The sequence below is a fragment of the Blastococcus sp. CT_GayMR19 genome, from assembly GCF_004570385.1.
Classification (GTDB): domain Bacteria; phylum Actinomycetota; class Actinomycetes; order Mycobacteriales; family Geodermatophilaceae; genus Blastococcus_B.
Genome location: NZ_SPQL01000004.1, coordinates 327,797 through 351,239, shown reverse-complemented (window position 1 = coordinate 351,239; position 23,443 = coordinate 327,797). Strand labels below are relative to the sequence as shown.

22 protein-coding genes, 3 tRNA genes and 1 pseudogene are annotated in these 23,443 nt (G+C 71.8%); 2 read left to right on the top strand and 24 right to left on the bottom strand.

The genetic code is table 11. From position 1 onward, the window contains the following. Positions 1 to 119: 119 nt before the first annotated feature. The 17 genes and pseudogenes from E4P39_RS08625 to E4P39_RS08545 form a co-directional block, all read right to left on the bottom strand. On the bottom strand, positions 120 to 725 hold the full coding sequence (locus E4P39_RS08625; protein ID WP_135135966.1) for a hypothetical protein: 606 nt from the start codon (positions 723 to 725) through the stop codon (positions 120 to 122). Positions 726 to 777: 52 nt separating this feature from the next. Beyond that, the gene (locus E4P39_RS08620) at positions 778 to 2,064 is read right to left on the bottom strand and encodes an MlaD family protein (RefSeq protein WP_135135965.1); all 1,287 of its coding nucleotides are present in this window, start codon (positions 2,062 to 2,064) and stop codon (positions 778 to 780) included. After that, complete coding sequence (locus E4P39_RS08615; RefSeq protein WP_135135964.1) at positions 2,061 to 3,314, bottom strand: MCE family protein; 1,254 nt, start codon at positions 3,312 to 3,314, stop codon at positions 2,061 to 2,063. Before E4P39_RS08615 ends, E4P39_RS08620 begins: the two co-directional genes overlap by 4 nt. After that, the gene (locus E4P39_RS08610; RefSeq protein WP_135135963.1) at positions 3,311 to 4,555 is read right to left on the bottom strand and encodes an MCE family protein; all 1,245 of its coding nucleotides are present in this window, start codon (positions 4,553 to 4,555) and stop codon (positions 3,311 to 3,313) included. Before E4P39_RS08610 ends, E4P39_RS08615 begins: the two co-directional genes overlap by 4 nt. After that, a complete protein-coding gene (locus tag E4P39_RS08605) occupies positions 4,552 to 5,592 on the bottom strand; it encodes an MCE family protein (RefSeq protein ID WP_135135962.1) in 1,041 nt (346 codons plus the stop codon). Before E4P39_RS08605 ends, E4P39_RS08610 begins: the two co-directional genes overlap by 4 nt. Beyond that, on the bottom strand, positions 5,592 to 6,716 hold the full coding sequence (locus E4P39_RS08600) for an MlaD family protein (RefSeq protein ID WP_135135961.1): 1,125 nt from the start codon (positions 6,714 to 6,716) through the stop codon (positions 5,592 to 5,594). Before E4P39_RS08600 ends, E4P39_RS08605 begins: the two co-directional genes overlap by 1 nt. Before the next feature lie 67 nt (positions 6,717 to 6,783). Next, positions 6,784 to 8,160 (bottom strand): MCE family protein, encoded by a 1,377-nt coding sequence (locus tag E4P39_RS08595; protein WP_135135960.1) that lies wholly within the window; start codon positions 8,158 to 8,160, stop codon positions 6,784 to 6,786. A 7-nt stretch (positions 8,161 to 8,167) separates the two neighbouring features. Further along, positions 8,168 to 9,034: an ABC transporter permease gene (locus E4P39_RS08590; protein WP_135135959.1), complete on the bottom strand. Its 867-nt coding sequence runs from the start codon at positions 9,032 to 9,034 to the stop codon at positions 8,168 to 8,170. Continuing rightward, entirely contained in the window at positions 9,034 to 9,816 is a 783-nt protein-coding gene (locus E4P39_RS08585) for an ABC transporter permease (protein WP_348633812.1), read from the bottom strand. Before E4P39_RS08585 ends, E4P39_RS08590 begins: the two co-directional genes overlap by 1 nt. Positions 9,817 to 9,845: 29 nt before the next feature. After that, the gene (locus tag E4P39_RS08580) at positions 9,846 to 10,979 is read right to left on the bottom strand and encodes an ATP-binding cassette domain-containing protein (RefSeq protein WP_135135958.1); all 1,134 of its coding nucleotides are present in this window, start codon (positions 10,977 to 10,979) and stop codon (positions 9,846 to 9,848) included. Between the two features lie 400 nt (positions 10,980 to 11,379). After that, entirely contained in the window at positions 11,380 to 11,763 is a 384-nt protein-coding gene (gene rplL / locus E4P39_RS08575; protein WP_348633811.1) for a 50S ribosomal protein L7/L12, read from the bottom strand. A 163-nt stretch (positions 11,764 to 11,926) separates the two neighbouring features. Continuing rightward, a pseudogene (rplJ, locus tag E4P39_RS08570) lies at positions 11,927 to 12,433 on the bottom strand (50S ribosomal protein L10); the annotation flags it as partial. A 494-nt stretch (positions 12,434 to 12,927) separates the two neighbouring features. After that, on the bottom strand, positions 12,928 to 13,647 hold the full coding sequence (gene rplA / locus E4P39_RS08565) for a 50S ribosomal protein L1 (protein WP_135135955.1): 720 nt from the start codon (positions 13,645 to 13,647) through the stop codon (positions 12,928 to 12,930). 104 nt (positions 13,648 to 13,751) lie between these two features. Beyond that, a complete protein-coding gene (gene rplK / locus E4P39_RS08560) occupies positions 13,752 to 14,180 on the bottom strand; it encodes a 50S ribosomal protein L11 (RefSeq protein WP_135135954.1) in 429 nt (142 codons plus the stop codon). A 42-nt stretch (positions 14,181 to 14,222) separates the two neighbouring features. Continuing rightward, a complete protein-coding gene (nusG, locus tag E4P39_RS08555) occupies positions 14,223 to 15,098 on the bottom strand; it encodes a transcription termination/antitermination protein NusG (protein ID WP_209306428.1) in 876 nt (291 codons plus the stop codon). A gap of 43 nt (positions 15,099 to 15,141) precedes the next feature. Beyond that, positions 15,142 to 15,666 (bottom strand): preprotein translocase subunit SecE, encoded by a 525-nt coding sequence (secE, locus tag E4P39_RS08550; RefSeq protein WP_135135953.1) that lies wholly within the window; start codon positions 15,664 to 15,666, stop codon positions 15,142 to 15,144. A 76-nt stretch (positions 15,667 to 15,742) separates the two neighbouring features. After that, positions 15,743 to 15,815, bottom strand: a tRNA-Trp gene (locus tag E4P39_RS08545). Positions 15,816 to 16,026: 211 nt separating this feature from the next. On the opposite strand from E4P39_RS08545, the gene E4P39_RS08540 reads away from it, so the two are divergent. Together E4P39_RS08540 and E4P39_RS08535 are read left to right on the top strand one after the other, a co-directional pair. After that, positions 16,027 to 16,644, top strand: a complete 618-nt coding sequence (locus E4P39_RS08540) for a dihydrofolate reductase family protein (RefSeq protein WP_135135952.1) — start codon at positions 16,027 to 16,029, stop codon at positions 16,642 to 16,644. Positions 16,645 to 16,656: 12 nt separating this feature from the next. After that, positions 16,657 to 17,904, top strand: coding sequence for a pyridoxal phosphate-dependent aminotransferase (locus E4P39_RS08535; protein ID WP_135135951.1), 1,248 nt, complete (start codon positions 16,657 to 16,659; stop codon positions 17,902 to 17,904). 16 nt (positions 17,905 to 17,920) lie between these two features. Here the strand turns inward: E4P39_RS08535 and E4P39_RS08530 are convergent, their stop codons facing one another. From E4P39_RS08530 to E4P39_RS08500, 7 genes are all read right to left on the bottom strand, one after another. After that, on the bottom strand, positions 17,921 to 19,354 hold the full coding sequence (locus tag E4P39_RS08530; protein WP_135135950.1) for a M1 family aminopeptidase: 1,434 nt from the start codon (positions 19,352 to 19,354) through the stop codon (positions 17,921 to 17,923). Then, positions 19,351 to 19,773 (bottom strand): MaoC family dehydratase, encoded by a 423-nt coding sequence (locus E4P39_RS08525; protein WP_135135949.1) that lies wholly within the window; start codon positions 19,771 to 19,773, stop codon positions 19,351 to 19,353. The genes E4P39_RS08530 and E4P39_RS08525 overlap by 4 nt, the downstream gene beginning before the upstream one ends. After that, positions 19,770 to 20,216 (bottom strand): MaoC family dehydratase N-terminal domain-containing protein, encoded by a 447-nt coding sequence (locus E4P39_RS08520; protein ID WP_135135948.1) that lies wholly within the window; start codon positions 20,214 to 20,216, stop codon positions 19,770 to 19,772. The genes E4P39_RS08525 and E4P39_RS08520 overlap by 4 nt, the downstream gene beginning before the upstream one ends. 34 nt (positions 20,217 to 20,250) lie before the next feature. Next, a complete protein-coding gene (rpmG, locus tag E4P39_RS08515) occupies positions 20,251 to 20,415 on the bottom strand; it encodes a 50S ribosomal protein L33 (protein ID WP_135135947.1) in 165 nt (54 codons plus the stop codon). Positions 20,416 to 20,494: 79 nt separating this feature from the next. Further along, positions 20,495 to 20,568: transfer RNA gene (locus E4P39_RS08510), tRNA-Met, on the bottom strand. A gap of 54 nt (positions 20,569 to 20,622) precedes the next feature. Continuing rightward, a tRNA-Thr gene (locus E4P39_RS08505) sits at positions 20,623 to 20,695 on the bottom strand. A gap of 71 nt (positions 20,696 to 20,766) precedes the next feature. Further along, positions 20,767 to 23,304, bottom strand: a complete 2,538-nt coding sequence (locus tag E4P39_RS08500) for a sensor domain-containing phosphodiesterase (RefSeq protein WP_135135946.1) — start codon at positions 23,302 to 23,304, stop codon at positions 20,767 to 20,769. Positions 23,305 to 23,443 lie beyond the last annotated feature (139 nt).

The window sequence follows — 23,443 nt, the reverse complement described above, 5'->3', positions numbered from 1 at the left end:
GGCGGCTGCCGGCCACCCGCGGCCGCGGACTGGGCCGGCCCGAGGCGCCCGGACGCGGCTGCGGCGTGGGGCGCGGGGTGGGGCGGGGGCGCTCGTCGGGGGTGCCGGTCATCCTCGCGTCACCGCCCCGAGATCCCGGAGAGGACCCAGCGGTCGTTCTCCTTCGTCAGCTCGACCTGGATGCGGTAGCGGACGACCTGGGCCTGCGGCGAGGCGGTGCTCTCCTGGGTGGCCTGGATGACCATCAGCACCGTCGCCGCGTCACCGTCGGCCCGGGTGACGCCTGCCCCGACGACCTCCGTGTTGACGATCGCCTCGGCGTCGACGAGCTGCTGTCGGTTGTCGTCCAGCTCGGCCACGGACTCCTCGCGGAGATCGCCGGTGGCCACGCGCCGGATCTGCTCGATGTCGTCGTCGAGGGTGAGGTGGTCGAAGGAGGTCAGGTCCACGATCCCGGAGCGGGCCGCCTGCAGGGCCTCGACGTAGTCCCCGGTCCGGACCGCCGACAGCTCGGGGCGGGTGAACCAGAGGAAGGCCGCCGCGGCGAGCAGCAGCACGAGCAGGGTCGCGAGCACCGGCACCAGGGGCAGCGAGGGCCGGGACCGGCCGGACGTCTCCCCCGGCAGGGCAGCGTCGTCCTGCTCGGCAGCGTTCCCCGCCACTGCAGCGTCGGGCAGCATGGCGGCGTCGTCCTCCGGCGGGCGGACCCGCGCGTCGCTCGTCACGCGAGCAGACCTCCTAGGCGTTCATCGATGCGGGCCATCAGCGTCCGGGCGTTCACCCGGCGAGCTCGGTGGCGTTCAGCAGACCGCTCAACACCTCGTCGAGCATTGTGGGGGACACGGGGAGGTGTCCCGCCAGCTCCTCCTCCGGAGGGGTGGTCCCCCGGCCGCCGTCCCGGCCGATGTTCTGCTCGCCGCGGATGTTCGAGCCGTTCTCGTCGTAGGCGTCCCCGGGGTTCGGGTCGACCCCGTTGACGACCCGGCACCCCACGGCGTCGGTGTCCAGGTTCTCCACCGCCTCCGGACTGGTCATGCCGGCCGTCGGCACGTACCCCGTGGTGCAGGGATGCGGGTCGCCCGCGTTGAGCACGAAGCCGAAGTGCGAGCGCAGCTCGCCGTCGCCGTCCCCGTCCTCGTCGTCCTCGTCCCGGCGGACGACGGTGAATCCACCCGAGACCACATCGGGGAAGGTGACCAGCAGCTGCTCGATGCCGTCCAGCCGCGGGATCTGCACCCGGTTCAGGACGTCGAGGTTGCGCACCAGGGAACCGAGCCCCGGGCCCGCCCGCTCGACCAGGTCCTCCATGGCCTCCCCGGCGTCGGGCGCGTCGACCAGGATGCCGCGCAGCTCGGGGTCGAGCTCCACGAAGGTGTCGCTCACGAGGCGCAGGTCGGCCGCCCACTGCCGGATGGCCGAGCGGCTGGCCACCTGGGTGTCCAGCACCGTCTGACCGTCGGTGATCAGCTCCAGGGTCTGGGGCAGCGACTCCTCGGCCCGCGCCAGGAGGAGGTCGCCGTTGTCGATCAGCCGGCCCAGGTCGTCCCCCGACCCCTCGAAGGCGCGGCCCAGCTCGTCGACGACGATGCGCAGGTTCTCCTGGTCGAGGGAACCGACCAGCCCGTCGATGTTGAGCAGCATCTGCTCGACCGGCACCGGGATGTCGGTGCGGCTCTGCGGGATCACCGCCCCGTCCTCGAGGAACGGGCCGTCGTCGCTCTGCGGCCGGAGATCGACGTACTGCTCGCCGACCGCGCTGCGGGTGGCGACGACGGCCTCGGCGTCGGCCGGGATCGGTTCGGCCCCCGGCTCGATGGTCAGCACGACGCGGACCCCGTCGTCCACCAGCACCATGTCGGTGACCCGGCCGACGGCCACGCCCCGGTTGGTGACCTCAGCGTTGACGAAGATCCCTCCTGAGTCGCGGAAGTCGGCGGCCACCTCGTATCCGCTCCCGAGCAGCGCGCGGTCCAGCCCCACGTAGTTGAAGCCGAGGTAGGACAGGCCGAGCAGCGACAGCGCCGCGAAGGCGAGCAGCTTGAGCTTGGTCTTCCGGGTGATCACTGCGGCACCCCCACCGACGGGAAACCGGGCAGCGCGTCCAGGTCGCCGCCACCCGGGAGACCGGAGAGACCGGAGAGGCCGGGCACGGTCAACGTCGTGACGAGCGGATCGAGCGGTGAGGGGGGACCCGGTTCCCGGCCGGGGCCCTGGCCCGGCCCGGGCGCCCCGCACCGGCCGGGAGCGATGGTCGTCGGGTCGACCTCCACCAGGGCGCCCAGCTGGTCGATCCCGTACCGGCAGAGGAGCTCGGTCAGGTCGAGGTTCACCGTGGCGGTCATGTTGGTGAAGAGGGCGTACCCACCGGTCTGGGCCTCCCGGTAGTGCAGGGCCGACAGCGAGCTGTCCGGGAACGGATAGGTCAGGAGCAGCGGCAGCGAGCCGGCCAGGTCGGGGCCGGCCTCGGCCAGCTGGGTGAGGATCGGCTGCAGCAGCTGCAGGTCGGCCACGGTGTTCTCCGCCGACTGCTCGATCACGCGGGTGCCGACCTCGCCGAGGCGGGCGAGGCCCTCCAGCATCGAGACCAGCAGCGCCCGCTGTTCGATGAGGACGTCGAGGCCGGGCCCGATCGTGTCGAGCGCGCCCTCGATGGTCGCCGTGCGGGCCGCCAGCGTCGCGGCGAGCGCGTCGGCGCTCTCCAGGGCGCGGTTGATCTCCTCCTTCTGCTGGTCCAGGCCGCCGATGAAGGTGTCGAGCTCGCTCAGCGTCGCCTTGATGGCCGACTCACGGCCTTCGAGGGCGTCCCCGAGCTCACGGTTGATCGCCTGCAGCTGCGCGAGCCCGCCGCCGTTGAGCACCAGCGACATGGCACCGAGCAGCTCCTCGACCTCCACGTTGCGGTTGGTGCGCTCCAGCGGGATGACCGGGTTCTCGCGGAGGCTGCCCTCCGGCTCCTGGTTGCCGGGCGCGGCGAGCTCCACGTACTTCTCCCCCAGCAGCGAGGACTGCTGGATCGCGGCGACGGCGTTGGCCGGGAGCTCCACGTCCCCGTTCACGGTGATCGTCACCCGCGCCGTCCAGTCGTCGCCCAGCTCGATCGTCTCGACCCGCCCGACGGGGACGTCGGCGACCCGGACACCGGACTGCTGCACCAGGTCGAGGACGTCGAGGAACTCGACCTGGACGGTGTAGGGGTCCTCCCCCAGGTCGGCGCCGCCGGGGAGGCTGAGGGAGTAGGCCCCCCGGAAGCCGCAGCCGGAGACCATGAGCAGCGCGGCGCCCAGGGCGCCGATCCGCACGAGTGGACGGGTCATCCCAGCCCCCCGGTGCCGATGGCCGGGAAGCCCACCGGTGGGCGCGGAGCGGGCGGGGCCGAGACGCCGGCCCCGGCCAGCGCCTGCCGCAGCTCTTCGTAGTCGGGCACGAGGTCGGCGTTCAGGTCGTCGAGGATGCCGTCGTTGTCGGCGTCCCCGGAGAGGATCCGGGCGCAGATCTCGTCGGTCTGGCTCGGCAGCTGCAGGCCGGGGACGAGCGGGTCGAGGTCGGGCGTGAGCTGCAGCCGGCCGGCCTGGTACAGCGCGCCGCAGACGACGACCTCGGCGTTCGCCGAGCCCAGTCCGTTGTCCCGGGTGTCCAGGGTTCCGTAGTCGGGGTTGTAGGCGCGCGCCAGGTTGCCCAGCGCGGCGGGGGCGACGTCGAGGACCTCGGCCAGTGCGCTGCGCTGCTGCACGAGGGCGAGGGTGACGTCGGCGAGCCGGTCGACGTTGACCGTCACCAGGTCGGCGTTGGTGCGGACGAACGCTGCGACGTCCCTGAGCGCCGAGGACAGCAGGGTGATGGCCTCCGCCAGGTCCTCGCGCTCGCCGGCGAGCAGGTCCATGACGGCGGCCATGTTGTCGTTGAACTGGCCGACCTGGGCGTCGACCGTGGCCAGCGCGCTGGTGAAGGCCTGCAGGTTCTCCAGCGAGGAGAAGAGATCCTCCCGGTTGGTGGCCAGGGTCTCCACCGCCTGCGAGAAGCCGGTCAGCGTCCGGTTGAGCGCCTCGCCGTTCCCGTCGAGGTTGGCCGCGCCGACGTCGATCAGGTCGGACAGCGCCCCATTGCTGTTGGCGCCCGTGGGGCCGAGCGCGGCGGAGAGCTCGTCGAGGGCGCCGTAGACCTGGTCGAGCTCGACCGGGGTGGCCGTCCGGTCCAGCGGCACGTCGTCGCCGTCCTCCATGGTCGGTCCGCCGTCGTAGACCGGGGCGAACTGCACGTAGCGGTCCGACACCAGGGACGGCGCGAGGACGACGGCCTTGGCGTCGGCCGGGATGTCGTAGTCCTCCTCGATGAGCATCTCCACGCGCACCCGGTCGCCCAGCGACGTGACCTCGGTGATGGTGCCGACGGGGATGCCCAGGATGCGGACGTCGGAGCCCGCGTAGAGCCCGACGGTCCGGCCGAAGTACGCGGTCACCCGGTACTGGTCCACGGGCCGCAGCACCGTCCAGCCGATCGCGGCCAGCAGCACGATCGCCGCGGCGAGTGCGACCCCGCGCTGCAGGGTGCCGCTCATGAGTTGCCCTCCCCCGGGGTCGGGGCGCAGCCGACCACCGGCGCCGACTGCGTCGGGCCGCAGATCGCGCCGCCGATGATCGTGGGGATCAGGTCGTTGACGAAGCTGTCGAACCAGCGCCCGTTGCCGAGCGTGTTGGTGAACACCCGGACGAACGGCGCCAGGTTGTTCACCGTCTGGGCCAGGGCCGCCCGGTTGCGCGACAGGATGTCGGTGACCGTGGACAGCTGCTGCAGGGCCGGCGTGAGCGCCTCGCGGTTGTCGGCCACGAGCCCGGACAGCTGCCGCGCGAGCTCCTGGGTGTTGGTCAGGATCGAGTCGATCAGCTGACGCCGTTCCTGCACCTCGGTCAGCAGGACGTTCGAGTCGAGGATCAGCTGGGTGAACTCGCCGTTCCGGTCGGCCAGCACCTGGGTGACGTCCCGCGTGGCCGACAGCAGCTGCTGCAGCTGGACGTCCCGCGAGGCGATGGTGTCCGACAGCCGGGCCAGGCCCTCCAGGGACGTGCGGACCTCGTCGGGGGTCTCGGAGAAGGTGTCCGCCAGCACCTCGAAGGAGCCGGCCAGCTGGGCGGTGTCGATCTCGCCGATCGTCGAGGCCAGGTCGGCGAACGCCTCGACGACGTCGTACGGCGACGCCGTCCGCTCCAGCGGGATGCGCTCGTCCGGGTCGAGCGCCTCGCTGCCACGCGGCACGAGGGCCACGTACTTGGCGCCGAGCACGGTCTCGATCTTGATCGCGGCCTCGGTCCGGTCCCCGAGGAAGGCGTCCCTGACCCGGAGCTCCACGGTCACGGCGCCGTCCTCCAGTGCCAGGCTCTCGACCTTGCCGACCTTGACCCCGGCGACCCGGACCGGGTCGTCCGGCTGCAGGCCGGCGGCCTCGGAGAACTGCGCCCGGTACACGGTGCCCCCGCCGATCAGCGGCAGGGACTGCGCGTTGAACGCCAGGAACACCAGGGCGGCGATCACCGACAGGCTGATCGCCCCGATGGTCACCGGGTTGCGGTCCCGGAAGGGACGTGACTCGCGGGCCATCAGGTGCACCCCTCCGCGCCGCTCTCCGTGCGCGGGATCGTGAAGCCGTTGGTCCTCGGGAGCGGATCGGGCAGTGGCGTGCCGGGAACTGCCACGACCTCACCCGGGGCCGGCGGGGTCACGGGCAGCGCGGTGGTCGGCAGCGTGACGGTGGCGTTGTAGCTGCACATGAAGAAGTTGAACCAGCTCCCGTTGACCGCGGTCCGCGTGATCAGATCGATCTTGGTCGGCGCCAGCTGGAGGAAGTCCTCGAGCTTGTCGCCGTCCGCGGCGAGGTTGGCCGAGAGGTCCCCGAGCGCCTGGATGTCGGCCGCCAGCGGGGGCCGGACGTCCTCGAGGAAGCCGCTCGTCGCGACGGCGAGCTCGTCGATCGCCTGCAGCGAGTCGAAGATCGCCTCCCGGTCCTCGGCCAGCCCGGTGACGAACTGCTGCAGGCTGACGACGAGGCCGGACAGCTGCTCGTCCCGGGCGGCGACGGCGCCCATCACGGTGGTCAGGTTGTCGATGACGCTGCCGATGACCGCGTCCTTGTCGGCGAGCGAGTCGGTCAACGACGCGACGTGGGAGAGCAGGCTCTCGACCGTGCCGCCCTCCCCCTGGAAGACCTGGATGATCTCGAAGGAGAGCCGGTTCGTGTCCGCCGGTGTCAGCGCCTGCAGCAACGGCTGGAACCCGCCGAACAGGACGGTGAGATCCAGTGCCGGAGTGGTCTGGTCCAGCGGGATGACGGCGCCGGGCTCCAGGGTCCGGCCGCCGGCCCCCTCCCCCTCGCTGAGCGCGATGTAGCGCTGGCCGACGAGGTTGCGGTACCGGATCAGCGCCTCCACGTCCGCCGGCAGGGGGACGTCGGCCGAGACCTCGAACTCGACCTCCGCCACCGGCCGGTCGGTCTCGTCGGCCAGCGCGATGCCCACGATCTGGCCCACGCGGACCCCCGCGATGCGGACCTCGTCGCCCTCCACCAGGCCGGCGACGTCGCTGAACTCCGCCCGGTAGACCAGCTGCTCGCCGTAGCCGGCGTTGGTGATCGTCGAGACGAGCACGTACGCCGCCAGCATCGTGACGACGGCGAACACCACCAGCTTGACGAGCGGACCGGCGAGCCCGCGGAGCTGTCCTCTCACGACGCCATCCCCGCTCCGCGGCCGACCGCTCCGCTCCTCGCTCGCTGGCGCTCGCTGCGATGCTCACTCATCGGAGCATCACCTGCTTCCCCCTCAGCAGCGGTGCCAGCGTCGACGCCGACAGGTCGGAGACGTCCCCGGCCTGCGTCCCGGTCTGGTAGGCGAGGATGCTGCGGACGAAATCGAGCTCCGCCGTCGAGCCGGCAAGGTCGGAGGGCAACGACTCCCCGGCACCGCCGCGGAGCGCCCCCACCGAGCCGCCGTCGTCGTCCGGGCCGCCGATGTAGCAGACCGGCTCCTCCTGCAGCCCGCCCTCGCTCGACTCGACGCCGTCCTCCGGGGGCGACGGGCAGTAGTACTCGCCCGCCTGCGCCTGCGCGATCTCCTCGTCGATGTTGTCCAGACCCCGGCAGTCGGGGCCCGACCGGTCGACGTAGGCCGGTTGGTCGTCGGGCGCGTAGGGGTTCCGCGGCGGGAAGGAGACCTGGATGTTGAGGTTCAGCGCCGGGTCCCCGTCCGCGCCGAAGGTCTCGCCGATCCTCGGGACCGACCGGGCGAGCCCCTCGAGCAGGCACGGGTAGACCGGCGAGTACTCGGCGAACACGCCGAGGACCGGCCGGGAGGTCTCGGCGAGCGAGATCAGGTTCCGCTCGTTGGTCTCGAGGAACCCGGCCGTCGTGTTGGCGGAGCTCGCCCCGACGGTGAAGGTGCGGCGCAGCTGCTCGGACTGGTCGACGATCGTCGAGTTCGTGATGACCAGGTTGTCGAGGACGGCGAGCAGGTCGTCGGCGGCGCCCTGGTAGGTGTCGGCGAAGTCGGCCAGGCCGGAGATGTCGGCCTGCAGCTGCGGCAGCACCGTGTTGATCTCGCCGAAGTACTCCCCGGTGGCCGCCAGGTTGCCGCCCAGCCGGTCGCCCCGGCCGCGCAGCGCCTCGGCCACCGATCCGAGGGTGTACGAGAGGTCGTGCGGCTCGACCGCCTGCAGGAGCGGGAGCGTGTCGTCGATGACCCGCTGCAGCTCGATGGCGTTCTCGCTGCGGTCCTGGCCGATCACGTCGCCGTCGGCCAGTCGCTCCGCGGAGGGGCTGTCCGGCATCTCCAGGGCCACGAACCGCTCGCCGAAGAGGGTCTTGGGAAGCAGCCGGACGGTGACGTCGGCCGGAATCTGCTCCAGGTACTCGGGCTTGATGGCGAGCTCGATGGTCGCGCCGTCGACGCCGGCAGACACCTCGCGGACGTCGCCCACGATCACGCCGCGCATCTTGACGTCGGAGGCCTCTTGCAGCTGGTTGCCGGCCGCGTCGGTCTCGAGCGTCACCCGGGCCACATCGGTGAACGCCTTCCGGTAGATCGCCACGGAGAGGCCCAGGAGCAGCGCCAGGACGACGAGGAAGACGACGCCCTGCACCCGGCGCCGGATCACCGCTGCCCGCTTCGAGGTCATGTCCGCGTCACCCCGCGATCCGGACGGTCGTCGTCGAACCCCAGATGGCCAGGGACAGGAAGAGGTCGATGATGTTGATCGCCACGATCGAGAAGCGCACCGCGCGGCCCACCGCCATGCCGACGCCCGCGGGGCCGCCGCTGGCGCGGTAGCCGTAGTAGCAGTGGGTCAGGATGATCACGACGGCGAAGACCAGGACCTTCAGGAACGACCACAGGACGTCCTCCGGCGGGAGGAACAGGTTGAAGTAGTGGTCGTAGGTGCCCGTCGACTGCCCGTAGGCCTGGGTCGCGATGAGCCGGGTGGCGAAGTAGCTGGTCAGCAGCCCCAGCACGTAGAGCGGGATCACGGCGAGGAAGCCGGCGATGATCCGCGTCGTCACCAGGAACGGCAGCGACGGCACGCCCATGACCTCGAGCGCGTCGATCTCCTCGTTGATCCGCATGGCGCCGATCTGGGCGGTGAACCCGCACCCGACGGTCGCCGACAGCGCCAGCCCGGCGACCAGAGGCGCGATCTCCCGGGTGTTGAAGTACGCCGAGAGGAAGCCGGTGAACGCCGAGGTGCCGAGCTGGTCCAGTGCCGCGTAGCCCTGCAGGCCGACCTCGGTGCCGGTGAAGAAGGAGAGGAAGGCGATGACGCCGACCGTCCCGCCGATGACGGCGAGCGCGCCCGTGCCGAACGTGACCTCGGCGAGCAGGCGGAAGGTCTCCCGCTTGTAGCGGCGCACGGTCCGCGGCGCCCAGGCCAGGGCCCGGCCGTAGAAGCCGAGTTGGTCCCCGAGGTCGTCCAGGGTGTCCAGCGGCCTGCGGTACACCCGCTTGAGGCGGCGGAGCCGAACCCTGACGCGGTCGGTGGTCGAGAGCAGGGCCATCACTGGCCCTTCGGTGGCACGAGCTGGAAGTAGATCGCGGTGATCACGAAGTTCACCGCGAACAGCAGCAGGAACGTGATCACGACGGACTGGTTCACCGCGTCGCCGACGCCCTTGGGCCCGCCACCCGCGTTGAGCCCCTTGTACGAGGCAACGATGCCGGCGATCAAGCCGAAGGTCAGCGCCTTGATCTCGCCGGACCAGAAGTCCTCGACCTGGGCCAGGGCGCCGAACGAGGCCAGGTACGCGCCCGGCGTCCCGCCCTGGAGGACGACGTTGAAGAAGTAGCCGCCCGTGACGCCGACCACGCTGACCAGCCCGTTGAGCAGGACCGCCACCAGCATCGAGGCGAGCACCCGGGGGACGACGAGGCGCTGGATCGGGCTGATGCCCAGCACTTCCATGGCGTCGATCTCGTCGCGGATCTTCCGGGCGCCGAGGTCCGCGCAGATCGCCGAGCCGCCCGCCCCGGCGATGAGCAGGGCGGTGACGATCGGGCTGGCCTCGCGGAGGACGGCGAGCACCGACGCCGATCCGGTGAACGACTGGGCACCGAGCTGGCGGGTGAGCGAGCCCAGCTGCAGCGCGATGACCGCGCCGAACGGTATGGCGACCAGCGCCGTCGGCAGGATCGTCACGCTGGCGACGAACCAGGTCTGCTGGATGAACTCGCGGATCTGGAACGGGCGCTTGGGCAGGGCCCGGATCACGTCCAGGGCGAAGGCGAAGAGCTTCCCGCTGGTCGCGATCGGGCGCGTGGGCGAGAACCGGCCGTCGAGCAGGCCCGGAGCCTTCGGCTGGTCGGTGGCGGTCACCCGTCACCTGCCTGCCGGGGCAGGGTGGCGGTGGTGGCCCCCGCGGGCGAGGCGGACGCGTCGGGCGCCCAGTGCCGGCCGGTCGATACGGTCGTCGGCGTGTACGCGCCGGAGTCGGCCCTGGCCAGCAGGTCCTCGGGCAGCGAGGCGCGGATCGCCTCCTGCGTCTGCTCGTCGAACTCGTGCAGCATGCGGGCGACGCGCTCCTGCCGGCGGCGCTCGGCCTTGCGCTCGGGCAGGCCCTCGGTCGGGGTGAGCTGCGGCGGGACGGCGTCCCCGCCGCTGGCCCCCTTGGGTCCGACGCCGTTGTGCGCGTCGCCGCCGCGGGCCTCCAGGGCCGCCATCTCGGCCTCGACCTGGGCGACGTCCTTCTCCTCGCTCATCCCGATCGGACCCTCGCGGCGGCCGTTGAGGAACTGGCGGACCACCGGCTCCTGCGAGGTCAGCAGCTGCTCGCGCGGGCCGAACATCACCAGGTGGCGGCGGAACAGCAGGCCGAGGTTGTCGGGAACCGTCCGCGCCGTCCCGATGTCGTGCGTGACGATGAGGAACGTGGCGTCGATCTGGGCGTTGAGGTCGACGATCAGCTGGTTGAGGTAGGCCACGCGGACCGGGTCGAGGCCGGAGTCGGGCTCGTCGAACAGGATGATCTCGGGATCGAGCACCAGGGCCCGGGCGAGGCCGGCGCGCTTGCGCATGCCGCCGGAGATCTCCCCCGGGAGCTTCCCCTCGGCCCCCTGCAGGCCGACCATGTCCATCTTCTCGAGGACGATGTTCCGGATCTCGGTCTCGGACTTCTTCGTGTGCTCGCGGAGCGGGAAGGCGATGTTGTCGAAGAGGTTCATCGAGCCGAACAGGGCACCGTCCTGGAACAGCACGCCGAAGAGCTTCCGGATCTCGTAGAGCTTGTGCTCGCTGGTGCGGACGAGGTCGGTGTCCTTGATGACGATCGAGCCCTTCTCGGGCTTGAGCAGGCCGACCAGGGACTTCAGGAACACGGACTTCCCCGTGCCCGACGGGCCGAGCAGGACCGAGATCTCCCCCGGCGGCAGGGTCAGGGTGACGTCGCTCCAGATGTTCTGGCTGCCGAACGACTTCGACAGGCCCTCGACCTCAACCGCGACGCCCACGCCCGCCCGCCCCTCCGCTCCGGCAACTCTGCCGGTCTCCGCCCCCCGCCGCGTCGACGAGCCCCGGCGGCCGCGACGCCGAGATCCCGCCCGCATCCGGACGGCCCGGAGCCGCATCTACTGGTGAGTAACGACGACGCCCGGCACAGGTTACGTGTGTCGCGCGGTTCCCGTGACCTGGGTCTCGGTGTATTCGCCCCCAGGGGCGAACGGGACCGCCCGAACGCGGCAGGGGCCGCTCTCCCGGAGGAGAACGGCCCCTGCTGACGAGAGGTGGTGCATTCCCCGGCTACGCCGGGGAGGGGGTCACGTGACGGTGACGTACCCGGCGGTCGAGACCGCCGGGGAAGGGGTCACGTGACGGTGACGTACCCGGCGGTCGAGACCGCCGGGGAAGGGGTCACTTGACGGTGACGGTGGCGCCGGCGCCCTCGAGGGCGGCCTTGGCCTTCTCCGCGGCGTCCTTGGCGACCTTCTCCAGGACCGGCTTCGGCGCGTTGTCGACCAGGTCCTTGGCCTCCTTGAGGCCGAGCGAGGTCAGGCTGCGCACCTCCTTGATGACCTGGATCTTCTTGTCGCCGGCAGCCTCGAGGACGACGTCGAACTCGTCCTGCTCGGCAGCGGCCTCGTCGGCACCGCCGCCGCCACCGGCGGCAGGGGCGGCCGCGACGGCCACGGGAGCAGCGGCGGTGACGTCGAACGTCTCCTCGAACTGCTTCACGAAGTCGGACAGCTCGAGGAGGGTCATCTCCTTGAACGCGTCGAGCAGGTCCGTGCTGGAAATCTTGGCCATGTTCGTCTCCTTCTGGTCAGTCGTCGCTGGCCGCGTCGGCGGCAGCGGTGTCGGTGTCGGTGGTGTCAGCAGCGGGAACGTCGCCGGTGGCGTCGTCGGCCGTCGTGTCGGCGGCGGGAGCCTCGGCAGCGGGAGCCTCGGTGGCCTCCGCTGGCTTCTTCTCCTTGAGCGCCTCGGCGAGGCGGGCCATCTGGGACAGCGGGGCCTGGAACAGCCCGGCAGCCTTGGTCAGGTTGCCCTTCATCGCGCCGGCCAGCTTGGCCAGCAGGACCTCACGGGTCTCGACGTCGGCGAGGCGGGTGACCTCGGCGGCGTCGACCGTGCGGCCCTCGACGACGCCACCCTTGACGACGAGCATCGGGTGGGCCTTCGCGAAGTCGCGGATGGCCTTGGCCGCCGTGACCGGGTCGCCCTCGATGAAGGCGATCGCGGTCGGGCCGTTGAGCAGCGGGCCGAGGTCGGAGAATCCGACCGCGTCCGCGGCCCGCTTCGTCAGGGTGTTCTTGACGACGGCGTAGCTGCTGCCCTCACCGAGGGAACGGCGCAGCTGGGTCAGCTGGGCCACGGTCAGCCCGCGGTACTCGGTGAGCACCGCCGCGCTGGACTGCTGGAACCGCTCGGTGATCTCGTCGATCACCGCGGCCTTTGCCTGCGTGGGCATGGGCCTCCTCTCGTCTGTCGGGCGACCACCGGCCGGTTGCACGACCTCGTGCGATCAGCGATGCGATCACAGGGCCCCGGAGACGAGGAACGCCCCGGCGCAGAGCGCACGGGGCGAGGCGACGAGCGGACTTGCGCTCGTCCATCGAACCGTCCACCTGCGCGGGTCGCCCGGATTCCGGGACCTTCGATCGCACGCGGACGTGCGACGACCAGCGGTCTTGGGGGGAACAGCGCCAAGAGTACGCGATGCGGAGGCGGAGACGGCGGGCGGCCTCTGTGAACGCCGAGGGCCCCGCAGCGACCTGCGCTGCGGGGCCCTCGAGTGCGACTGCTCAGACGGTGTCTGCTGTCCGGCTCCGCGCCCCGGTCCGCTCCTCGCTCGTTCCTCGCTGCGATGCTCCCGGGGCTGTCGCTCAGACGGTGTCTGCTGTCCGGCTCCGCCCCGGTCCGCTCCTCGCTCGTTCCTCGCTGCGATGCTCCCGGGGCTGTCGCTCAGACGGTGGGCTCGTCCACCAGCATGTTGCGGGTGCGGTTCGGGTCGACCGGGATGCCCGGGCCCATCGTGGTGGAGACGGTGACCTTCTTCAGGTACCGGCCCTTGGCCGACGACGGCTTGGCCCGCAGCACCTCGTCGAGCGCGGCCGCGTAGTTCTCGACCAGCTTGGCCTCGTCGAACGAGGTCTTGCCGATGACCAGGTGCAGGTTGGCCTGCTTGTCGACGCGGAAGTTGATCTTCCCGCCCTTGATGTCGTTGACGGCCTTGGTGACGTCGGGGGTCACGGTGCCGGTCTTCGGGTTCGGCATCAGGCCACGGGGGCCGAGGATGCGGGCGATGCGGCCGACCTTGGCCATCTGGTCGGGGGTGGCGATCGCCGCGTCGAAGTCCAGGAAGCCGCCCTGGATCTTCTCGATCAGGTCGTCGGAGCCCACGACGTCGGCGCCGGCGGCCTCGGCCTCGGCGGCCTTGTCACCGGTCGCGAAGACGATGACCCGGGCGGTCTTGCCGGTGCCGTGCGGCAGGTTGACCGTGCCGCGGACCATCTGGTCGGCCTTGCGCGGGTCGACGCCCAGGCGCATGGCGACCTCGACGGTGGCGTCGTAGGCGGTCGTCGATGTCTGCTTGGCCAGGGTGGCGGCCTGCAGCGGGGAGTACAGGTTGTCGCGGTCGACCTGCTCGGCGACCTTGCGGTACTTCTTGCCGTGCTTCGCCATGATGGTGTTCCTCTCCAGGGCAGCTGCCCCGGTCGTGTGGTGAACGGGCCGGCGAGGCCCTCCCACAGGTGCTGTGGAACTGCGTTGGTGCGGTGCTGCGGGACCTACTGGACCGTGATGCCCATCGACCGGGCGGTGCCGGCGATGATCTTCTCGGCCTGGTCGAGGTCGTTGGCGTTGAGGTCGGCCATCTTGGTGGTGGCGATCTCGCGGACCTGGTCACGGGTGACCGTGGCGACCTTCGTCTTGTGCGGCTCGCCCGATCCCTTGTCGACGCCGGCGGCCTTGAGCAGCATGCGCGCGGCCGGCGGGGTCTTGGTGACGAAGGTGAACGAGCGGTCCTCGAAGACCGAGATCTCGACCGGGATGACGTTGCCGCGCTGCGACTCGGTCGCGGCGTTGTAGGCCTTGCAGAACTCCATGATGTTGACGCCGTGCTGGCCGAGCGCCGGACCGACGGGCGGGGCGGGGGTGGCCGCACCGGCGTTGATCTGGAGCTTGATGACCGCGGTCAACCGCTTCCTGGGGGGCATGACTTCCTTCTTCTCTGGCTTCTCTGGATCAGTACGGGGAGGTCAGATCTTGCTGACCTGGGTGAACGACAGCTCGACGGGCGTCTCGCGGCCGAAGATCGAGACGAGCACCTGCAGCTTCTGCTGCTCGGCGTTGATCTCGTTGATCGTGGCGGGCAGCGTGGCGAAGGGCCCGTCCATGACCGTGACCGACTCGCCGACCTCGAAGTCGACGACGGCGGCCGGTGCGGCGGCGGCCCCACCGGAGGTGGCCTCGCCGCCGGCGGTCCGGGCAGCGGCCGGTGCCGTCGCCGGGACGAGGATCTTGACGACCTCGTCCAGCGTCAGCGGCGAGGGCCGCGAGGTGGCGCCCACGAAACCGGTGACACCGGGGGTGTTGCGGACGGCACCCCAGGACTCGTCGTTGAGCTCCATGCGCACCAGGAGGTAGCCCGGCAGCACCTTGCGGTTGACCTGCGCGCGCTTGCCGTTCTTGATCTCGGTGACCTCCTCGGTGGGCACCTCGATCTGATAGATGTAGTCCTCGACGTCCAGCGACTGGATGCGCGCCTCGAGGTTGGTCTTCACCTTGTTCTCGTAGCCCGCGTAGGAGTGCACGACGTACCAGTCGCCGGGGGCGATCCGCAGCGCCTTCTTCATCGCCTCCGCCGGGTCGTCGTCCTCCGGCTCGGTCGGCTCGACGAGCGGGTCGCTCACCAGGCTCTGTGGGTCGCCGCTCTCGACCTCGGGGACGACGTCGGCGACCTCGGTGGCGGTGTCGAGGTCCGCGGTGTCGCTGGAGCCCTCGGCGGCACCGGTCTCGCCGGCGCCGGTCTCGACGTCCGCCGCACCGCGCTCGTCGAAGCGAGCGTCGTCCAGATCGATGGCGGAGGCGCCGTCGACCGTGTCGGTCTCGAAGGGCTCGCGAGGGTCGGTCACTGGGATCTCTTCCTTGTCATGGGGTGTTCAGGCGCGGGACGGGTCAGCCGAAGACGGCGATCACGCCCTGCGCGAAGAGCAGGTCGAGGCCGGCCACCAGCGCGACGATGAACGCCACGAAGACGATGACGACGGTCGTGTAGGTGATCAGTTCCTTGCGACCGGGCCAGATGACCTTGCGCAGCTCGGCGACCACCTCGCGCAGGAAGCGGGCCAGGCTGCGCTTCTTGCGCTGGGCCTCGGCCCGGTCCCGCTCGGCCTCGGCGCGCGAGCGGGTGCCCTCGCCCGTCCGGCCGGCCGGGCGCGAGGCCGTCCGGGCGGCCCGGCCCGCGATGACCTCGTCCTCGTCGTCGTCATCGGAGGCGGTGATACGGCCGCGCCGGCGCCGTGCCGGGGTGGCCACGACCTTGTCCTCCTCGGCCTCGGCCTCGGCGGCGACCTCGGCCTCGGCGGCCTCGAGCTCACCGGCGTCGTCGACCCCCGGCGTCTCGCGGTCGAGCTGCTCGTCGGTCAGCTCGGCGTCGGGGACGACGGCGTCGTCCCCGCGTCCCGGCTTCTCGTCGCTCACTTCGCCTCGCTCGCCTCGTGGTGGCGGCCCCTCGCGGGAGAGGCCATGTGGTCGGTCGGTACCTGTCGTGCGCTAGCAGGGGTGACAGGACTTGAACCTGCAGCCTGCGGTTTTGGAGACCGCTGCTCTGCCAATTGAGCTACACCCCTAGTGCCCTGACTTCCTCCTGCCCTGGGCGGGGCCCGGGACGGCCCGCCTCACCACGGCAGCATGGAGCCTCAGGGAGGTTCCGGGGCACGCCGGTGGCGGGGTCAGCTGCCCCGGTGGCGCCAGTGTACGGGACCGCACGGAAGGACAGCCAACGCCGTCCGGACCCCGCCGCGCCGATGACCTGGGCCGCCCGCGACGGTCCTACGCGCCATGACCGAACTCCGCGTGCACAACTTCTCGATCTCGCTGGACGGCTACGGAGCCGGGCCGTCCCAGGACCCCGGGAACCCCCTCGGGGTCGGGGGCGAACTGCTGCACGAATGGCTCTTCCCGCCCAGCGGGCAGCGGACGGAGGCCGACGAGCGGTTCATGGCGCTCGGGGCCGAGGGTGTGGGCGCCACGATCATGGGCCGGAACATGTTCGGCCCCGTTCGCGGGAACTGGCCGGACGAGTCCTGGACCGGCTGGTGGGGCGAGGACCCGCCGTTCCACCACGACGTCTTCGTGCTCACCCACCATCCCCGGCCGCCCGTGCAGATGGCCGGCGGGACGGTCTTCCACTTCGTGACCGACGGCATCGAGGCCGCACTCGATCACGCGCGCGCCGCAGCCGGCGGTCGGCACGTGCGGCTCGGCGGCGGCGCCTCGACGGTGCAGCAGTACCTGCGCGCCGGGCTCGTCGACGAGCTCCACGTCGTCGTCGTCCCCGTCCTGCTCGGCAGCGGCGAGCGGTTGTTCGAGGATCTCGGGGTCGCGCTCGACGGCTGGGGGTGCGTGGAGTTCACCCCCTCGGCCACGGTCTCCCACGTGCGACTCCGCCGTCTTTGACACGATGGGCCCATGACCGCCGTCTCCTCGGAGTCCGCCCCGTCCACGACCGCCCCCGCCGATCGGCGCATCTCCCGCCGGATCGCCGCCATCGCCGAGTCGGCGACCCTCGCGGTCGACGCGAAGGCCAAGGCGCTCAAGGCGGCGGGGAAGCCGGTCATCGTCTTCGGCGCCGGCGAGCCCGACTTCCCGACCCCCGACTTCATCGTCGAGGCCGCGATCGCCGCCGCGCGCGTGCCGGCCATGCACCGGTACACCCCCGCTGGAGGGCTGCCCGCGCTCAAGGAGGCGATCGTCGCCAAGACGGCGCGCGACTCCGGGCTGTCGGTCACCGCGGCCAACGTGCTGGTGACCAACGGGGGGAAGCAGGCGATCTACGAGGCGTTCGCGACGATGCTCGACCCCGGTGACGAGGTCCTCGTGCCCGCGCCGTACTGGACGACCTATCCCGAGGCGATCCGGCTGGCGGGCGGGGTCCCGGTGCCCGTGGTCGCGGACGAGCAGAGCGGCTACCTGGTCTCCGTCGGCCAGCTCGAGGCGGCGCGGACCCCGCGCACCAAGGTGCTGCTGTTCTGCTCGCCGTCCAACCCCACGGGCGCGGTCTACCCCGCCGAGCAGGTGGAGGAGATCGGCCGCTGGGCCCTCGACGCCGGCCTCTGGGTGCTCACCGACGAGATCTACGAGCACCTCACCTACGGCGGGGCCGTCGCCCCCTCGATGCCGGTGCTGGTGCCCGAGCTGGCGGACCGCTGCGTGGTCGTCAACGGCGTGGCCAAGACCTACGCGATGACCGGGTGGCGGGTGGGCTGGCTCATCGGCCCCGCCGACGTGGTGAAGGCCGCGACCAACCTCCAGTCGCACGCGACGTCCAACGTCGCCAACGTCTCGCAGGCCGCCGCCATCGCCGCGCTCTCCGGGGACCTGGCTGCCGTCGCCACCATGCGGGAGGCGTTCGACCGGCGCCGGAAGACGATCGTGGCGATGCTGCGCGAGATCCCGGGCATCGCCTGCCCCGAGCCGCAGGGCGCGTTCTACGTCTACCCCTCGGTCAAGGGCCTGCTGGGGCGCCCGATCGCCGGGCGGACCGCCCACAGCAGCGCGGAACTGGCGGAGCTGATCCTGGAGGAGGCGGAGGTGGCGGTCGTGCCCGGGGAGGCGTTCGGGACACCCGGCTACGTCCGGATGTCCTACGCGCTCGGCGACGACGACCTGGCCGAGGGCGTCGGCCGGCTGCAGCGCCTGCTGGGCTCCGCGGAGTAGACCTTCCGAGAGGGGATCAGCGCGGGACGTCGTCCGTGTCCAGCATCCCCGCCCCGGCGAGGACCGCCACCGCGTCCGGCAGATCGGCGAGCACGGCGCCGAGGTCGGCCGGCGTCGCGATGGTCCAGGCGTTGGCGTCCACGTAGCACCGGACGGCCGCGTCGAACGCCTCGCGTCCGACGGCGTCCCGGGCGGCGTGCAGCGCGGCGCCGCCCTTCCCGTAGACGACCGCCCGGTAGACGCTCGACCCGTCGTCGGCGAAGTCGGCCATCGAGTCGCCGACGTCGCCGGCCCGGCCCAGCCGCTCGGCCAGCCGGTCCGCCGGTGGTGGGTCCGTCGTCTCCTCCGCGTAGGTCGCGAAGGCCTCGTCGAGCCACGGGTCGCGGAACTGCGAGTTGCCGACCATCCCGTAGAACCACATGTGCGCGACCTCGTGCACGAGCACGAACCGGGTCGACGTCGCCATCAGGATCGAGCTCGGGTACTCGATGCCCCCGCCGTAGTCGGGCAGCAGCGGCACCGTCAGCGTGCGGTACGGGAAGGGACCCAGCCGCCGCTCGAGGTCGGCGATGGCCTGGAGCGTCCAGTCGGCGAGCTGGTCGGCCGGCACGTCCGGGTCCGGCAGCACGCCGGCGGTCACCCGCACGCCGCCCGGCGTCGTCCGCTCGGTGGTGGTGAAGTTCCCGGCCGCGACGCTCACGTCGCGGGCGACGGGCTCGGCCGACGTCCAGGTGCGCCGACCGCCCGAGGCCGTGGACGGCGGGTCCTGGTCCCCCGTCATCAGGACGGTCAGTGCTTCCGGGGCGGAGACGCGCAGGGTGACGTCCGCGACGGGGCTGGTGGCCGTCTCGCCGGACACGTCGACGAAGGGGTCGCGCGCCCAGCCGATCCCGGGCTCCCAGGCCAGCAGCGGGGCGCCGCTCCCCCACCACGAGACCCCCGCGTCGGTGCCCAGGCGGTCGAAGGCGGCCGTCCCCAGCGAGATCGTGAAGTCCAGCTCGACCTCGGTGGACTCCCCCGCGGCCACCTCGTCGTCCAGCACGACCACGTAGAGACCGCCGGGGTCGGCAGCCCCCGCGCTCTCGTAGCCGCCGGAGACGACGTCGCGGCCGCGCACGTCGTCGACGACCAGGCGGTTGCCCTCGGCAGCGGACTCGGGGGTGTTGGGCAGGAGCCGGAACACCAGTTCGCCGGTCGGCCGGTCCGGGGTGAAGGCGACGCTCTGCGTGCCGGTGACCGTCCGCAGGTCGTCCTCGAGGCGGAAGTCGAGGCCGATGACGGGCCGGTCGGGGTCGGGGGCGGCCCGGTCCGCGGGACAGAGCGGAGCCGGGGTCTCCGCAGCCGCGTCCGCCGTCCGCCGGTCGGCGACCGTGTCGGCGAAGGAGGTGCACCCGGACGACAGCAGGACCACCCCGGCAGCGGCGAGGACGGCCCGCCGCCACGACGTCATGCCAGGCGGACGATCGCGCGCGCCAGGGAGAGCACCTTCTCGTCGCCGGAGGTCACCGTGAGGTCGATGCGCGCCCGCCCGTCGTCCAGCAGGGCGCCGACCTTGCCGCGGACGGTCACCTCGGCGCCGGCGTCGTCGTCCGGGACGACCACCGGCCGGCCGAAGCGGACGTGGTACTCGACCAGGGCCCCCGGGTCCGCGGTCCAGTCGGTGACGGCACGGCCGGCCAGCGCCATGGTGAACATGCCGTGGGCGATGACGTCGGGGAGGCCGACCGACGTCGCGACCCGCTGGTTCCAGTGGATCGGGTTGAAGTCGCCGGACGCGCCGGCGTAGCGGACGAGGTCCGCGCGGGTGACCGGGAAGGTCCGCTCCGGCAGCTCGGCGCCGACCTCGACGTCGGCGAGGCGGACCGTCATGACTCCCCCCGGGCGACGAGCATCGACGTGGAGGCGCACACCGGCTCGCCGTCCTCGGTGGCGACGTCGACCCGCGCGGTGAGCAGGTCGTTGCCGGCGACGGTCCGGGCCGCCTCGATCGTCGTGGTGGCCACCAGCCGGTCGCCCGCGCGGATGGGCCGGTGGTGGGTGAACTTCTGCTCGCCGTGCACCACCCGGCTGTAGTCGAGTGCGACGTCGGGGTCGTCGAGCACGACCATCGCGGCCTCGAGGGTCAGCGCGATCGCGAAGGTGGGCGGGGCGATGACATCGGGATGTCCGGCCGCCCGGGCCGCATCGGCGTCGCGGTGCAGCGGGTCGTCCGAGCCGATGGCCTGGGCGAACTCGGCGATCTTCGCGCGGCCGACCTCGTAGACGGCGGAGGACGGGTAGCTGCGCCCGACCAGTTCCCGGTCCAGCGCCATGCTCCCGCCCTCTCGCTGCTACAGCTGACTCAGGTCAGCGCGTCTCGCGGTGGACCGTGTGCTTGCGCTCCCGCGGGCAGTACTTCTTCAGCTCGAGCCGGTCGGGGTCGTTCCGCCGGTTCTTGCGGGTGATGTAGTTGCGGTTCTTGCAGTCCACGCAGGCCAGCGTGATCTTCGGACGGACATCGGTGGCTGCCATGGAGCGCTCCTAGCCTTGTGCGGGCCGCGACGGCGGTTGCCGACACGACGACGACGGACCCGGATGGGTCCGTCGGGAGTAGCGGTGACCGGACTTGAACCGGTGACACAGCGATTATGAGCCGCTTGCTCTACCAGGCTGAGCTACACCGCCGGGGTGACCACTGCGGCCCGGTCTCACGACTGGACCGGTCGGTCGGGTTGTACGAGCCCCTTTACGGAATCGAACCGTAGACCTTCTCCTTACCATGGAGACGCTCTGCCGACTGAGCTAAAGGGGCGTGCTCGAAGAGCCTCAAGACTGTACCTCGCCGCCGGACGGCGTCTCGCGAGGGGGTGGTCCCGGCGCGGCTCAGGTGCGGACGAAGAACCGCCGGTGGGTGGCGCCCGGCGCGGCGGACCGGACCCCGGTGCGGGCCAGCAGCCAGCTCTCGAGCCGGTCGTCGGGCAGAGGACGGCTGACCAGGAAGCCCTGCAGCTTGTCGCAACCCATCTCCGCCAGCAGGTTGCGGGTCAGCTCGTCCTCCACACCCTCCGCGACCACGAACAGACCGAGGTTGTGCGCGAGCTCGATGATCGACCGCGCGATGAACGACTCCCCCTGGCTGGTCGACATCCCCAGCACGAAGGACTTGTCGATCTTCACCTCGTCGATGGGCAGCTGGCGGAGCTGGGAGAGCGAGGAGTAGCCGGTTCCGAAGTCGTCCATCGACAGCCGCAGGCCCAGCGCGTGCAGATCGGCGAGCACGGTGCTGTCGCGGACCGAGTCGTCGACGACGCTGCCCTCGGTCAGCTCCAGGGTGAGCAGCTCGCCGGGCACCCCGTGCCGTTGCAGCGCGCGCCGGATGCGGGCGACCAGGTCGGGCTCGGTCAGGCAGTGCGCGGAGAGGTTCACCGCGACCGACAGCGCGATGTCCTGGTCCAGCCAGCGCCGGCACCGGGCGAGGGCCAGGTCGAGCACGTGGTCGGTGACGGCGCCGATCCGGCCGATCTGCTCGGCCAGGTGGATGAAGTCGTCCGGCGGGATCGGCCCGTACCGGGGATGGGCCCAGCGCACCAGGGTCTCGACGGAGACGATGTCGGAGGACTGGGCGTCGATGATCGGCTGGAAGACGACGGTGATCTGGCCGTCGGCCATCGCGTGCTCGAGCTCCGTGCCCAGCTGGAGGCGCCGCAGGCTCTGCTGGTCGAGGACCGGGTGGTAGCTGGCCACACCGCCGGAGTTGGAGGCGGCCAGCAGCGCGACGTCGGCGCGCTGCATCAGCGTCCCCGAGTCCGTGCCGTGCACCGGCGCCGCGGCCACCCCGATGGTCAGGGTGACCTCCAGGTCCAGGCCGGCGACCCGGGCGCGCGTCGAGGCGGCCTCGCGCAGGCGCCGGGCCGCGCGCTCGGTGGCCGGCAGGGACAGGCCGGGGAGCAGCACGGCGAACTGCTCGCCCTCCATGCGCGCCAGCAGCGCCCGCGGCGGGGCGTGCTCGCGCAGGAGGCCGGCGGTCACCAGCAGGAGCTCGTCACTGGCGGCGTGCCCGAGCGTGTCGGTGACCTCGGTGTAGTTGCCCAGCGCCGCCAGGATGAGCCCCGCCCGCGCCCCCACCGGGTCGAGCGAGAGCACCTGGTCGATCTCCGCGGCCAGCCGCTGCCGGTTGGGCAGGCCCGTCAGGCGGTCGTGGTCGGCGTCGTAGCGGATCTGGGCGAGCAGGTGCTGCTGGCGGATCGCCGCGTTCACGTGGGTCAGCATCGAGTCCAGCGCCGCGCGGTCGCTGTCGCCGAACGAGACGACCTGGCTGCGGCGGTCGCACACCTCCAGGTAGCCGGGCTCACCGGCCGCCGTCATCACCGATGCCCCCAGCAGATCGGAGACGCCCCGGCGCGCGAGCGCCGCCGCCTCCGCGTGGTCGGCGCGGGCGAGCGAGACGAGGACGGGCCCGTCGGCAGAGGCCACGGCCCGCCGGCGGAGGAGGTCGTCCGGGTCGCCGGGGCCGTCGTACCAGACCGCCCCGTTCTCGGCGGAGACGACGAGGCGCGGCTCCTCGTCGAGATAGGGCGGCAGCCAGAGCGCCACCCGGTCGGCGTTGAGCAGTTCGCGGACGGCCTGGACGATCTGCCGGGTGCCGGCCTCGTCCGGCGGCACCTGTTCCACGCGCCGGGCGAAGTCGTAGACCAGCTCGACGCTGTGCCCCTCGCGGGTCACGACGGCGAAGCGGCGGTACAGGAGGCCCAACGCGGCCAGCAGCGGCGCGATGAGCAGCCAGGCCCACGGGGTGACGTCGATCATCAGCAGGACGGCCAGGCCGACGACGACGGACACCGGTCCGACCAGGACGACGGGGACCAGCAACGTCGTCCAGAGCGCGCGGCCGGGGTACCCCTCGGTCGCGGTGATGGCGGCGGCGATGAGGAGGGCACCGAGCAGGCTGGCGGCGACGGTGGCGACGAGGTACGCGAGCCACGTGGCCGGCGCCGAGATCGGGCCGTCCGGCAGCATCCGGAGGAGGGCGACCGCCGCGCAGACCTCGAGCACCACGACGCTCACGTTGAACGCGGCCTTGGGGCGCGAGTGCCCCTGGGTGACGGTGACGATGCCGATCGCGGCGGCCCGGGCGACGGCCGTCCAGAGACCGCCGACCTCGACGAGCGCCATCACGAACGCCAGCTCGCTCGGCGACAGGGTGAAGCCCTGCCGGCGGAACTCGAAGTGGACGGTGAAGGACTCGGCGGCGACCAGGCCGAGCAGGACCGCGAGCAGGAGCGGGATGCTGACCGGACCGGCGTCGGGCAGCAGGGTCCACAGGGCCGTCGGTACCGCGACGGCCAGACCGAGCCACGCCACGGTCCAGGGACTGCGGAAGCTCAGCGGCCGGTTCGGCGCGCGATCGTCCTGCTCGGCCACTCGTACCTGCGTTCCCTGGGAAGTCGGGCGCGCAGAGGCTAACAGCGGGTGCCCGCGCGGGCGGACCCGCCGTCTCCGCCGGCCGGGGTCCGAACGACGTCAGGGCAGCCTGTCATCCGACCGACTGCCCTGACGGGAG

Excerpts from the sequence above, each read along its gene's own strand:
- E4P39_RS08615 (WP_135135964.1), bottom strand. The coding sequence starts at position 3,314 with ATGACCCGTCCACTCGTGCGGATCGGCGCCCTGGGCGCCGCGCTGCTC.
- E4P39_RS08610 (WP_135135963.1), bottom strand. The coding sequence starts at position 4,555 with ATGAGCGGCACCCTGCAGCGCGGGGTCGCACTCGCCGCGGCGATCGTG.
- E4P39_RS08605 (WP_135135962.1), bottom strand. The coding sequence starts at position 5,592 with ATGGCCCGCGAGTCACGTCCCTTCCGGGACCGCAACCCGGTGACCATC.
- E4P39_RS08595 (WP_135135960.1), bottom strand. The coding sequence starts at position 8,160 with ATGACCTCGAAGCGGGCAGCGGTGATCCGGCGCCGGGTGCAGGGCGTC.
- E4P39_RS08590 (WP_135135959.1), bottom strand. The coding sequence starts at position 9,034 with ATGGCCCTGCTCTCGACCACCGACCGCGTCAGGGTTCGGCTCCGCCGC.
- rplA (WP_135135955.1), bottom strand. The coding sequence starts at position 13,647 with ATGGCGAAGCACGGCAAGAAGTACCGCAAGGTCGCCGAGCAGGTCGAC.
- rplK (WP_135135954.1), bottom strand. The coding sequence starts at position 14,180 with ATGCCCCCCAGGAAGCGGTTGACCGCGGTCATCAAGCTCCAGATCAAC.
- E4P39_RS08540 (WP_135135952.1), top strand. The coding sequence starts at position 16,027 with ATGACCGAACTCCGCGTGCACAACTTCTCGATCTCGCTGGACGGCTAC.
- E4P39_RS08535 (WP_135135951.1), top strand. The coding sequence starts at position 16,657 with ATGACCGCCGTCTCCTCGGAGTCCGCCCCGTCCACGACCGCCCCCGCC.
- E4P39_RS08530 (WP_135135950.1), bottom strand. The coding sequence starts at position 19,354 with ATGACGTCGTGGCGGCGGGCCGTCCTCGCCGCTGCCGGGGTGGTCCTG.
- E4P39_RS08525 (WP_135135949.1), bottom strand. The coding sequence starts at position 19,773 with ATGACGGTCCGCCTCGCCGACGTCGAGGTCGGCGCCGAGCTGCCGGAG.
- E4P39_RS08520 (WP_135135948.1), bottom strand. The coding sequence starts at position 20,216 with ATGGCGCTGGACCGGGAACTGGTCGGGCGCAGCTACCCGTCCTCCGCC.
- rpmG (WP_135135947.1), bottom strand. The coding sequence starts at position 20,415 with ATGGCAGCCACCGATGTCCGTCCGAAGATCACGCTGGCCTGCGTGGAC.